Raw genomic sequence first — 13,392 nt, 5'->3', positions numbered from 1 at the left:
CCTTTTTCCTCCTAGGCAGCACACCTCATCATGCTGATGCAGGACGGCTGTGAAGCGCCGAAAAGCCATGTCTGTTTGGCAAATTCGAGCAGAGCATCGGGGTTGTGATACAATATCGCCCGAACAAGCAGGTCAATGTGTTCGTCATCCCGGTCCGCCGCTTCCCTTTGCAGAACATCCGGAGAAAGCCTTTTTAATCGCTGACGCGATCTGAATAAAAGCGATTTGACGGATGATTCGGGCTTACCGAGCGACTCGGCGATTTCGTGCAGCTGAAAGGAAAACACATCTTTGAGCAGAAAAATCGTTAATTGCTTCGGCGTTAAAATACCGGAAAGCTGTTTCAGCAGGTGCTCGAAGTCATCGGCCGCCTTCATGCGCTCTGCCCTCCCGTCTTCCAGATTGTCTTCAGACAGAAAGATTTCGCGTTTCCTTTTTCTGAGCAGGTCAATCCATTTATGCTTTGCCACCGTCTTTTGATAAGCATGTGAGGCGTCTGTTCGATTGATTTCGATTAACTTCAGGATGGTATCCTGGACTAAATCCTCGGCATCCCATTTATCACCTGTCATTCTCATGCAATACTTCATCAGCGCTTGCTGTTCTAGCTCATTCATGAATGCATTCACACTCCTTAAAAGAGGCCTCTTACTTAATAAACGGCTGGCTCTGCAAATTTGATACGGGTTTTTTATGATTGTAACAAAAAAGGCGCCTATCGTATTTGATAGGCGCTCTGAGGGAAGCGTGCCTTATGACTGGCTTGAATCGTCAGACTGGGTTCCGTCTTGATTTTCTGACCCTTCAGACGAATCTTCCCGTTTGGTTTTGTCGTCTTTTCCACCTGTTTGATCTTTCGCTTTGTCTTCTGTTTTTGACTTTTCTTCAACAGAAGGCTGAGCAGGTTCCTTCATTTCAGCCGCTTGTTCCTCCACCGCTTTTTCGATGCTGGAGACCGGCTTGTCCATGAAGTTCAACGGGTTTAGCGCAACACCGTCTTTGCGGATTTCAAAATGCACATGGTTTCCGCCTTCTTCATTGTAAAGGTTTTTGCCTGCTTTTCCGATGACTTGATTTTGTTCAATCTTGTCACCTTGTTTGACGCTTACTTCAGAAAGAGACTGATACACAGTTGATAAACCATTTTCATGTTCAACTTCAACAACGTAGCCCAGTACAGGGTCTTTTGCAGCTTTGATGACCGTACCGCTGAGAGATGCGGAAACATCGAATGTTTTTCCGTCTTTCTCAGCCAAGTCGATACCTTTGCTCATGCTGTACGTGTTATTATAGTTTACAAGTGCTGCTTCTTTCTCTTCTTTAGTTGCGTCAGTTTCAAAGAACTTTTTAACGACAGAAACATTTTCAGAATCAGCAACCGGCATTGCGACATTTTCGACTGGTTTGCCTACTTCTACCGCGTCATCCCGGTTATCATAGGCTGATTTCTTACCATCGTCAGCAAGCTGATCTTTTACATCGTTGTTAGAAGCCGATTGATACCAAAGAACGGCGGTTAATACAACGACGGCACTTGTCAAATAGATGGCCGGAAATACCCAGCGTTTGCGAAAAAACTGTTGCAGCTTTGTGATTTTGGAAGTACGATTCTTTTCTTCCTCTTTCATTACTCATCACCTCAGCAACATTCTGAACACTTTTCAGAAAATATATACATTTACAAAAAACTTTTTTTCAAGTTAGTCTGCACCGGCTGCTTCGTTTTTATGTAAAAACCGCCCTAAAACCTGAAATTTCACCAATGTGCATGATAACGGGAAAAACGCCGAAGATATAACATATGAAGAAAGGACAGAGAGAATGAAACTACGGATCGCCAATCGGGAAGACCTTCCCGCAGTAGTCGATATTTACAACTCCACCATTGCGTCGCGAATGGTTACGGCAGATACAGAACCCGTCACACCTGAAGAAAGGCTGAACTGGTTTTTGAACCATACCGAGGCAAGGCCTCTTTATATTGTGGAAAATGAACAAGGGGATATCGCCGGCTGGATCAGCTTCGAATCATTTTACGGTAGGCCCGCCTATAACAAAACCGCCGAAGTCAGCATTTACCTTCATGAAGACCACCGCGGCAAAGGGGCGGGTTCAGCGGTGCTTGAAAAAGCGCTTGAAGCCGCGCCAAAGCTTGGAATCCGTTCTTTAATGGCGTTTATTTTCGCCCACAACGAACCGAGCATCAAGCTTTTCAAAAAATACGGCTTTACCGAGTGGGGACACTTTCCCGGAATCGCCGAGATGGATCGAATACGGTACGATTTAAAAATATTAGGAAAAGAATTGAATGAAGCCTGATCATCATGGCACGAAAAAAAGAGCTGTCATGCAGCTCTTTTTTTCTTTCATCATTCAGCCAGCCTGCGCCTTCTGATCTCTTCTTCATTTAAAAATTCCAAAAAGCTTCTCATCACAGTAAACGGCTCTTCTTTGACCGCCTGAACGTACCGTCTTTTCCGTTCATCGGAAAGCACTTCGCTTGTTTGCATCCGTTCCAATATATATTTCATCACCGATTGCTGAACATTTCTTTTTTGGTAAGACGACTCTCTGAACAGCGCCATGCCGAAAGCTGCTGCTGCGGCAGCGCAGCCGATTTTTATCATTGAATCGGTTCCATAGGATGCCTGCCCCCAAAAAGAAGAAAGATAAACCAATGAAGCAACAAGCAGCGGAATCGCGATAAAAAGAAATATCAGCCTTTTCTTTAAGAACGGCGCCGCCACATGCTTGAGGTTATCCATTTCTTCTTTCATAAAAGCCGGCATTTGATGGAAACGTTCCATATCCATAATCAATCCCTCCCGATTTGGTTAAAGAGGCGTTGTTTCGCTGATTAAATCACGCTTTTTATATGTATATCGTAACTTAGATCCAACATGTTTTACAGTTTTTTGCCTTTCCCCTTTTTATTAGGAACTTTCCGTCTCCCGCCCCGTATAACATGAGATAGTTGCTTGAAAGGGGAGTAACTGTTATAAATGGAATGTATAAAAACAAATCCGTCTTGTGAGGTTCAATATGGATATTATTAAAAATATCAGCATCACATCGATATTTCTCGGCTTTATATTAGTTTTAAACACGCTATTGGCAATCGTTGTGATCTTTAGGGAACGCCGGGATGCAAGCTCCTCCTGGGCCTGGCTCTTGGTACTCTTCTTTATTCCCGTTCTTGGCTTTATCCTCTATTTGCTCTTCGGCCACAATTTGAGCAGGAATCACCTTTTTCAATGGGAAGACCGAAAGAGGATCGGGATGGAAAAAATATTGGAAAAGCAGCTGACCAAGCTGAAAAACCGCGAGTTTGAATTTCGCAATAAAGCGACGGCGGACAGCAAAGACTTGATTTATATGCACATTCTGAATAACCACGCCGTTTTCACGGAAGACAATGCGGTCGAGCTGTTAACGGACGGACGCCAGAAATTCGACAGACTGCTTCGCGACATTGAAAACGCCAAAGACCATATACATCTTCAATATTATATTTATAAAGGTGATGAGATCGGAAAAAAGCTGCGGGACGCGCTGATCAAAAAAGCAAAAGAAGGCGTTGAAGTCCGCGTTTTGTATGATGAATTGGGATCAAGAAGCCTCAGGAAAAGCTTTTTCAAAGAGCTGAAAAAGGCGGGAGGATTTGTCGAAGTTTTTTTCCCGTCGCGTTTTAAATTTATCAATTTGCGCATGAATTACCGCAACCACCGCAAGCTCGTCATCATCGACGGCGTCATCGGCTATGTCGGAGGATTTAATGTCGGGGACGAATACCTCGGTCTAAATCCGGCTTTTGGCTATTGGCGGGACACGCATCTCAGAATCAAAGGAACGGCAGTCCATTCGATTCAAACGCGTTTTATCCTGGATTGGAATCAGGCCTCGCACCATCACGATATTACATATATGCCAAACCACTTTCCTGACATCGATTCCAACGGAAACATCGGCATGCAAATCGTCACCAGCGGCCCCGATTCAGAATGGGAGCAGATTAAAAACGGCTATATTAAAATGATATCAACGGCAAAGCGGTCGATTCTTATACAGACGCCTTATTTTATTCCGGACGCAAGCCTGCTCGATGCCCTCAGAATTGCTTGTCTGTCCGGCGTTGACGTGAGAATCATGATTCCTAACAAACCCGACCATCCTTTTGTGTACTGGGCTACCTATTCTTACATCGGCGAACTTTTAAAAGCCGGCGCTTCCGTATTTATTTACGACAACGGATTTATCCATGCGAAAACAATCGTTGTAGATGAAGAAATTTCATCAGTCGGCACGGCAAATATTGATATGCGCAGCTTCAAGCTCAATTTTGAAGTGAATGCTTTTTTATACGATGAGGAAATTTCGAGAAGCCTTGTCCTATCATTTGAAAAAGATCTGCAAGTCTCAAGGGAGCTGACCTATGAGGAATATTTAAACAGAAGCAAATCGATCCGCTTCAAAGAAGCCATTTCGATCCTGCTGTCGCCGATTTTATAGCGCGTCATTCATGCGGTAAAAAAATCCTCCCGGAAACGGGAGGATTTTTGTTTTACTTACCGGAAGCCGCCGCACCCTTGGAAACTGAAGCATACTTGTCCATTTGACGTTCAGTGTCAGCGTCCTTGAGCTTGAGTGCGATGAAAAATGCTGCCATGAGGAAGCCGGCTGCACCGAGCAAAGCGGTCCGGTAAGCTGATAAATCGGGCTCTATCCCTGCGCCAGGCTGACTGAGCACAGCAAGGACGCACGACATGACGGCAACTCCAAAAGCAGATCCGAGCCGGTTTTGCACATTAAACAGCGTCGTTGCCCGACCCATTGATGAGGATGAAATGTTGGCAAAACAAACAACCTGCGCAGCGCCAACCGCATGCCCCAGAAAAAAGCCCGCCGAAAACAGCAGCAGCCTGAGAAGCCACAGATTTGACCCGTATCCGGTCAGGCTCAGCAGCCCAAACAATACAGCGGCGCCTAAAAGCGCAACGGAAATTATCCGCCTCGGCCCGAGCTTATCTAACGACCTCGGCATCAGCTGGGAGGCCAGCATCAAGCCTAATGCTTCGGGAAACGTGATCAAAGCGGTATCGGTCGCAGAATAGCCGAGTGCTTCCTGGCACAACAGCGGAAATATATAGAGCATGCCAAGGAGTCCGCCTGCTGTCAAAAGCGAAATGACGCTCATCATTCCAAAAACCCGGTCCTTCAATAAGCGCAGTTCAATCAGCGGATGCTCAGCCTTCAGCTCGACAAAAACGAGAATGGCGAGGAGAATCACTCCCCCGGTTCCTGAAACAAGCACATTCGGAGAGCCGAAGCCCTGCACAGGCCCCTGGCTGAGTGCAAAAACTGACAACGCCATTCCCGGCCCAGCCAAAAGAAATCCTAGCCAATCAAATCTCCCCGCTTTCGGCTCCATATGTTCATGAAGATATAACAGGCCAAACAGCAGAATGATCATACCGATCGGAATATTAATGTAAAAAATCCAGCGCCATGACAGCTGATCCGTCAGAAACCCGCTGATGATCGGCCCAACCGCAGGCGCGACCGCAATCGGAAGGACGAGAACTCTCGAAATTTTAGCCCGTTCCTGCGGAGGAAACGTCCTGAACAAGATTGCCATTCCCACTGGTGTGATCAATCCGCCGCCGGCTCCCTGGATCACGCGAAATACGTTTAATGCCGCCAGATTGTCAGCGATTCCGCATAATGCGGATGCAGCCGTAAATATGGAAAGCGCGGCAAGGAAAACACGCTTTGTCCCAAAGCGGTCTCCAAACCAGCCGGCTGCGGGAAGAAAGACCGCCAAGCTGACTAAGTATCCGATGTTAATTGTGCCTGCAGCAGACGGCAAAGTTTGAAATTCGTTCATGATGGCGGGCAATGCCATGTTAATGACACTCGCATCCATTGCAGCCATAAACATGGCCGTTACATATACAATGCTGACAACCGTCCTTTGATTGAACGGCCTTCTCTTCATTGCTGACCGCCGTGAACTTCTGCAGCCGGCTTCAAGCTGTTCGGCGAGAGATCGGTCCAATTCGAGCTGATATAGTCGATGCAGGCGCTGCGGCTCGTTTCCCCGCAGACAATCTCCCACCCTGCCGGAATATGAACAAAGGCGGGCCAGAGTGAATACTGGCCTTCCTCATTCATTAAAACAACATATGTGCCCTGTTCATTTTCAAAAGGATTTGTCATCGTTATCTCTCCCTACTTGTCCGTATCTTTTTCAAACCGTCCAGTTTTTCCGCAACATGACGTCCGATTTCGGCCAGCGGCTCCGGCTGGCACAAATCTTTATGCCGGCAATCCATATCATGAATATCAATGTTTCCGTTCAGATAAGGAAGCCATGACTCCGGATCGATCGGATCAAACCATTCCGGTATCACGGTAGATTTGAAGAACAGGATATCACCATGAAAGACGCGGGGCTTATATTCGCTTAAAATCCGGACGGAATTCACATAAGTCTCCTTTAAATTCAAGATCGCAGCCTCATCCAGGCTGGCAAGCGCACTGCCGTCTCGGCGCAGTATATCGATCGCACTGGAAAGTTTCAGCGGTTCCCCGTTAAGGCTGTCCGGATCGTATCCTCCCAATGCTAAGAGTGCAATCAATGCTTCCTGCTCATCAGGTGCATCTTTAATTGGAAGGAAGTGATTCGGGTATGCATCAAGCATGACAAGAAGCGAAATGTCTTCCCCTTGTTCCTGCAGCTGAGTTGCGATCGCATGTACAACATTGCCTCCGAGAGACCAGCCGAGAAGACGATAAGGCCCTGTTGGCTGAATCGTACGAATGTGCCTGATATAATCCGTGGCCATGTCGTCGAGCGTATCAGGAAGCTCTTCCTGCCTTGCGATCCCGCGAGCTTGAAGGCCGTATATCGGATATTCCTTCCCGAGTGCCGTCATTAAACCGGCATAACACCAGCTGAGGCCCCCGGCCGGGTGCACACAAAACAGGGGATCCTGACTGCCTCCGGTTCTCAGCGGAAGCAGTACATCCAGTGCACTTTGCCCGCCGCCGGATTCAAGCCGTTCAGCGAGTCCGCTGACAGTAGGCGCTTCAAGCAGGTCGCCGATGCCGAGCTCGACGCCGAGCGCTTCACGAATGCGGCTCATCAGCTGTACGGCGAGCAGAGAATGACCGCCGAGTTCGAAGAATCCGTCATCAATACCAATCCGCGGCACATTGAGGATTTCTGAAAAAAGATCGCACAAGATTTCTTCCTGCGGTGTTCTTGGCCCCCGCCCTTTAACAGCCGCGGCAAAATCAGGCTCAGGCAGCGCTTTTCGATCAAGTTTGCCATTTGGAGTCAATGGCAAGTCTGCAATTTTTACAAATGCAGAAGGCACCATGTACTCCGGCAGAGTGCCTGCGGCAAACCGGCGCAGTTCAGCCGGATCGGTTTCTTCTCCAGACGCCGGGACAACATAGGCGATCAGGCGCTTGTCCCCGGGCTGGTCTTCCCTTACAACTACAGCGGCTTGATTCACCCTGTGATGGCGGACAAGCACCGCTTCTATCTCGCCAAGTTCGATTCTAAAGCCGCGGATCTTGATCTGCTGATCGGCCCGGCCCATATAATCAAGAGAGCCGTCTTGACGCCTGCGGGCAAGATCACCGGTTCGGTACATCCGGGTTCCCGGCGGTCCAAATGGATCAGCGACAAAGCGGTCTGCCGTCAAATCGGGTCTGCCCAAGTAACCCCGTGCGAGGCCGCCCCCCGACACATACATCTCTCCGGTGACGCCCGCGGGTACCGGTTCAAGGTATTCATCAAGCACATATACACCTAAATCGGGAATCCCTTGACCGATCAGGCTGTTCGCTTGAAGTGCTGCAGTCTGCTGATCGAGGGAAATATAGCTGACATGTACCGTCGTTTCTGTAATTCCGTACATATTAATCAGCCGCGGGAAATGCTCCGGATGGCGTTCATACCAATCTTCAAGCCTCTTCAGCTCGAGCGCTTCCCCTCCAAAAATGATAAAGCGCAAGGAAAGGCGCTTTCCTGTCTCAGCATTGTCCCGGTCAGCCTGCATCAATTGATAAAATGCGGAAGGTGTCTGATTGAGCACAGTCACTCCCTCGCGTACGAGAAGATTGAGAAAGTCGGCCGGCGAGCGGCTGATTGTATGAGGTACCACGACAAGCCGCCCCCCATTGAGCAGCGCTCCCCAAATTTCCCATACCGAAAAGTCAAATGCGTAAGAATGAAACATCGTCCAAACGTCATCAGAGCCAAAATGGAACCATTGGTCAGTCGCTCCGAACAGCCGCACGACATTTTGATGCGGAACGACCACCCCTTTCGGCTTGCCGGTCGAACCGGATGTGTAAATGACATACGCCGGGTGAAGAGGCAGCAAAGGCGTCGTACGTTCGGCATCAACCGGATTCGCAGAAGCGCATCCGTTCAGTTCCTCTTGTATGCAAGGGTCATCAAGTACAATCCGTTCAACAGATGCGGGAACAGAAAGGCTTGATTCGACCTCTGAACTCGTTACGACGCAGGCAGGATGTGCATCATTCAACATAAACGCTATCCTTTCTGCCGGGTAGTCCGGATCCAGAGGCACATATGCCGCGCCAGCTTTCAGCACTGCAAGCAGTCCGACAATCATATCCAAAGATCTTGGCAGCGCCAGGGCAGCAAATTGTTCGGGACCGACCCCTTTGGCGATCAGGAGATGGGCAAGCCGGTTAGCGCGTCTATTGAGCTCGCTGTATGTGAGCGAGTCATTTTCATATATAACCGCAACGGCTTCCGGGTCCTTCGCGGCCTGCTTTTCAAATAAAACAGGCAAAGATGAACAAGGTATGTTGTTGGACGATTTGCTCCAGTCAGCCAGCATGTTTTCACGTTCGGCCGGAAGGAGAATATCAAGTCTTCCGAGCGGCTGATCAGGGTCGGATACTGCTGAATACAGCAGTCTGACAAGCCGTTCGGCCAATGTTTGAACCGTATTTCGCTCAAATAAATCTGTGCTGTATTCCACAAATCCGCCGATACCTGCGGGTGTTCCGTCCGCTTTTCGATGTTCGCGAAGCTCAATCGTCAAATCAAACTTGGCTGCGCCGACACTGCGAATTTCAATGTCTGATTTAAGGCCGGAAAGTTCAAGCTCAGGTTCAGGCGTATTTTGAAAGGCGAGCATGATTTGGAACAGCGGATGTCTCGCTCTTGATCTGGCAGGATTGAGCACTTCAACAAGGCGCTCGAACGGAAGATCCTGATGCTCATATGCAGCAAGATTTACTTTTCTAACTCTGTTCAGAAGCTCCCGAAAACTTGGATTACCCGATGTATCCGTTCGAAGCACAAGCGTATTAACGAACAATCCGACAATTCCGCCTAGAGCATCATCGTTTCTTCCCGCTATCGGACTGCCGAGCGGAATGTCGTGGCCTGCTCCGATGCGTGTCAGCAGTGAGGCAAGGGCCGACTGCAAAATCATGAACATGCTGACTCCGGTGCTGCGGGACAAAGCGAGCAAACGGCCGTGCAGCTGTTCGTCAATGCTGAGATCAATCGTACCGCCTCTGTAGCTTGATTCCGACGGACGCGGGTGATCAGTCGGAAGCTCCAGCTGATCAGGCAGATGTTCCAATGCCTTTGACCAATACCCGAGCTGCTTGGCAATCAGACTGTCCGGATTGCTCTCACGCCCAAGCAGATGTTCCTGCCATACGGCATAGTCGGCATATTGTATAGAAAGCGGCTCCCAAGCAGGTGCCTCACCATTCAGACGCGCATTGTAGGCAGTTTCCAAATCGCGGGTCAGCGGCGTTAAAGACCAGCCGTCGCCAATCATATGGTGCAAAAGCAGAAGAAGAACAAATTTGTCCGGTCCAAGTACGAACAACTCGGCGCGAAACGGAGGTTCCTTTTCTAAATGAAAACGGTGCCGAACAGCCTCCGCCAGGACTTTTTCTAAATCATGTTCGCTGACATGGGATACAGCGAGTTCGGGACGCGCTTGATCCGCTTCCAATATCAGCTGGTGTGTTGTCCCCTGCTGATCCGGGAAAATTGTTCGAAGCGGCTCATGTCTTGCTGCCACATCGCCCAGAGCGGCTGTCAGCGCCTCTTGGTCCAAACTTCCGGTTAAATGAACGACAACCGGAATATTATAGGTCGGGCTCGGTCCTTCCAAACAGTGCAAAAACCATAGGCGCCGCTGCGCGAAGGACAGCGGAATCTCCTGGCGGCGCTCTCTTTTACGCAATGCCGGACGGGCGCTCTGCGCCTGATCAAGCTGTTTGGCAAGCCCGGCGGCTGTGGGCTCATCGAATAAACGGCCGATTCCGAGTTCGACGCCGAGCGTTTCCCGAATCCGGCCGACGAGCCTGCCCGCCAGAAGCGAATGTCCGCCAAGATCAAAAAAGCTGTCATCAATACTGACTCGCGGCACCCCCAGCACTTCAGCGAATAAATCACACAATATTTCCTCTTGCGGAGTCCTTGGCTCACGTCCGCCTGTATAAATACTCAACGCCGGAGCCGGCAGGGATTTGCGGTCAAGCTTTCCGTTCGGCGTAAGCGGCAGTTCATCAAGGATGACAAATGCAGACGGAATCATATAGTCGGGCAGTGTTTCACCAACGTAGCCGTGAAGCTCGGCAGGATGAAGGCTTTCTCCCGAAGCGGGAACGATATACGCAAATATACGCGGATCACCGGGCTGGTTTTCACGAACAATAGCAGCAGCTTGTTTAACAACCGGATGATTTGCAAGCACCGCTTCTATTTCTCCCATTTCAATGCGGAATCCGCGAATTTTGACTTGGTGGTCCGCACGGCCGATATAATCAAGCGACCCGTCTTCGCGCCAGCGCACAAGGTCGCCCGTACGGTACATCCGCGATCCAGGCGGCCCGTACGGATTCGCAATAAAGCGTTCAGCCGTGAGAGCATGACGGTTCAAGTAGCCGCGCGCCACTCCGGTTCCTGCCACATAAAGTTCTCCAGCCGCTCCCGGAGGCACGGGCTGCAATCCGGCGTCTAGAACATACAGCTGCGTATTCCAAATCGCACGGCCGATTCCCGGAGGTTCCGTGCAGCCTGCTTCCAGCGCGGCGGCTGTAGACCAAATCGTTGTTTCCGTCGGTCCATAAAGGTTCGTTAATGTGCATCCGAGCTGCTGCAATTGCCGGGCCAAGCTGGCTTGCAGAGCTTCACCTCCGACAAGCGCACGAAGACCTTTAAGCTTGTCCGGAGCGCTTGAGGCCAATGCGTGCCAGAGGGTCGGTGTAGCCTGCATCATGGTGATTCCGTATGTTTCAATCATTTTGGCTAGTGCGGACGGATCTTGTACCGTCTCCTTCTCGGCAAGAACGACTGCCGCCCCGCTGATCAGCGGCAAATAAATTTCGAGTGCTGAGATGTCGAATGCAATCGTTGTGACGGCCAGCAGCCGGTCGTCTTGATTAAGCGGGAACATATCCTGCATTGAAAGCAAAAAATTGAATAGGCTTTCAGCTTGTACAACCACGCCTTTAGGTCTGCCGGTTGATCCGGACGTATAAATCATATATGCCGGCTGAGCGCCGGAATGCTGTCCGCCGGGATTTTCTTCAGAACAGCCGGAGATTTTTTCCACAACAGTTCGTTCATCAAGGATTAACTTCGGCGTTTGCGAACTGATCACATCTTGTGCTTTTTTGCTGGTGATGACAAACAGCGGCTGTGCATCATTGAGCATATACTCGATCCTGTCAGCCGGATAATCGGGATCTATAGGTAAATAAGCCGCTCCAGCCTTGAGAACGGCGAGCATGCTGACAATCATTTCCGCTGATCGCGGCAGGGCCAAAGCAACGAATGTCTCGGGTTTCGCCCCCTTATTGATCAGCAGATGAGCCAGTTGATTTGCCCTTTTATTTAATTCGGAATAGGTGAGAACCTCATCACTGGAAACGACTGCCGGAGATTCAGGGCACTCCTTCGCCATCCTTTCAAATCGTTGCGGAAGACTCTCATTGGGAAGACCGCGGTCTGTTTGATTCCATTCGATCAAAATTTGAGCGCGTTCTTCCGGGAGAAGAATATCCAATGTCCCCACCGGCTGAGTTTGCTCGCAATCGGCAACCGTTTTCAGAAGAGTAAGAAAACGATGAATATGATGTTCAAGTTCATCCGCATGATAAACAGCGGGGTTTGCATCCATGTTTACTTTCAACCCGCCTCCGTCCGGGCGGCCGTAAATGTTGATTGACAGATCGTCCACAGGTCCCGTGGCAAGATTATGCACGATGCCTTGACAGCCGGCAAAATTCAAGCGTTGCTCAAAAGGCATCAAATTAAGCTGCGGACCGAACAGCCGCTGATTTTCGCCAAGCAGCTTGAGATCCCGGCGCAGTTCTTCGTGGCGGTAATGCTGATGACGCCTCAGCTTCACCATCTCCGCTGAGATTTGCTTGACCAGCTCTCCTACGCTCATTTCCGGCTGCATGCCAATCCGAAGCGGAAGGAGATTCATGACCATACCCGGAATATGGAGAGCGGCCGATCCGAGGCGGCACATCATCGGCATCCCGAGAACGACGTCATTTGCCCCCGTCAGCCGATGAACATATATTGCAGCTGCTGCCATCACGGTTTCGTGCCAAGTTGCCCCCATTCTGCTTGCTGCAGACAGAAGATGATCAGCATGCTCACTCGGCAGATAGTCAGACCTGCGAAGAAAGCTTGAAGAGGTACGCGGCGCCCTTTCGGCAAGACTGACTACCTCCGGTTCATCGCTGAATCGCTCAAGCCAAAATCGCCGATCTTCCTGATACTGTTCTGATGCACGGTAAGCCGTTTCCTCCGCGAGAATCAAATCGAGGGAGCCAAAGGCTCCGCTCTGGTCGATCGATTTGTTCTGCATCAATGCGTTATATATTTTTGACAGCCGCTCGGCGATCAGTGTAAAGCTAAACCCGTCCGTTGCGATATGGTGAGTTCGCTGATACCAGAAGTAATGATCCGGCGCCGTTTTGAAAAGCGCTTCTGTAAAAAGCGGACCGCGGGTCAGATCAACCGGACGGGCAAGATCATCCTTCATCCAGCTTTTAGCCGCCTGTTCCGGATCGGTTTCTGAGCTGACATCAATGTAATGAATCGGAAAATCTGCCGACGGAACGATCTCTTGCCACGGTCCGTCTTGATCTTCTCCAAATCTGGCATGGAATGATTCAGCTTCTTTCATAACATGGCGCAGCGCTTTCTCGAAAAGCTCTTGATCAAGCGGGCCTTTAATTTCAACGTATTCAGCTGTATTGTAGATCGGATTTTCCGGATCAAGCTGCTGAGCAAACCAAATGCCGGCTTGCGCTCCTGATAATGGCTTTCGGTTATGTTGACATTCAGGCATTAAGGCG

At 49.7% G+C, this 13,392-nt stretch carries 8 protein-coding genes; 2 read left to right on the top strand and 6 right to left on the bottom strand.

Annotated elements, in window-relative coordinates:
* Positions 1 to 11 precede the first annotated feature (11 nt).
* Both M1E06_RS02275 and M1E06_RS02270 read right to left on the bottom strand, forming a co-directional pair.
* On the bottom strand, positions 12 to 617 hold the full coding sequence (locus tag M1E06_RS02275) for an RNA polymerase sigma factor (RefSeq protein WP_020453224.1): 606 nt from the start codon (positions 615 to 617) through the stop codon (positions 12 to 14).
* Positions 618 to 752: 135 nt separating this feature from the next.
* Positions 753 to 1,628 (bottom strand): M23 family metallopeptidase, encoded by an 876-nt coding sequence (locus M1E06_RS02270; RefSeq protein WP_023857113.1) that lies wholly within the window; start codon positions 1,626 to 1,628, stop codon positions 753 to 755.
* Between the two features lie 193 nt (positions 1,629 to 1,821).
* Here M1E06_RS02270 and M1E06_RS02265 point away from each other — a divergent pair, with 193 nt between their 5' ends.
* Complete coding sequence (locus M1E06_RS02265; protein WP_020453226.1) at positions 1,822 to 2,319, top strand: GNAT family N-acetyltransferase; 498 nt, start codon at positions 1,822 to 1,824, stop codon at positions 2,317 to 2,319.
* Positions 2,320 to 2,369: 50 nt separating this feature from the next.
* Here M1E06_RS02265 and M1E06_RS02260 read toward each other — a convergent pair whose 3' ends face one another.
* The gene (locus M1E06_RS02260; RefSeq protein ID WP_020453227.1) at positions 2,370 to 2,813 is read right to left on the bottom strand and encodes a YwnF family protein; all 444 of its coding nucleotides are present in this window, start codon (positions 2,811 to 2,813) and stop codon (positions 2,370 to 2,372) included.
* A 247-nt stretch (positions 2,814 to 3,060) separates the two neighbouring features.
* On the opposite strand from M1E06_RS02260, the gene cls reads away from it, so the two are divergent.
* Positions 3,061 to 4,509, top strand: coding sequence for a cardiolipin synthase (gene cls, locus M1E06_RS02255; protein WP_041817474.1), 1,449 nt, complete (start codon positions 3,061 to 3,063; stop codon positions 4,507 to 4,509).
* A 52-nt stretch (positions 4,510 to 4,561) separates the two neighbouring features.
* Here cls and M1E06_RS02250 read toward each other — a convergent pair whose 3' ends face one another.
* From M1E06_RS02250 to M1E06_RS02240, 3 genes are read right to left on the bottom strand one after another with little or no spacing between them, the layout of a single operon-like run.
* A complete protein-coding gene (locus M1E06_RS02250) occupies positions 4,562 to 5,995 on the bottom strand; it encodes an MDR family MFS transporter (RefSeq protein WP_020453229.1) in 1,434 nt (477 codons plus the stop codon).
* Complete coding sequence (locus M1E06_RS02245) at positions 5,992 to 6,216, bottom strand: MbtH family protein (protein ID WP_023857108.1); 225 nt, start codon at positions 6,214 to 6,216, stop codon at positions 5,992 to 5,994. The genes M1E06_RS02250 and M1E06_RS02245 overlap by 4 nt, the downstream gene beginning before the upstream one ends.
* A gap of 2 nt (positions 6,217 to 6,218) precedes the next feature.
* Positions 6,219 to 13,385, bottom strand: coding sequence for an amino acid adenylation domain-containing protein (locus tag M1E06_RS02240; RefSeq protein ID WP_020453230.1), 7,167 nt, complete (start codon positions 13,383 to 13,385; stop codon positions 6,219 to 6,221).
* Between the last annotated feature and the right edge of the window lie 7 nt (positions 13,386 to 13,392).

It is taken from the genome of Bacillus sp. AK124 (genome assembly GCF_053903085.1).
The sequence above is the reverse complement of the archived record's forward strand: the minus strand, read 5'-3'. Positions and strand labels throughout refer to the sequence as shown.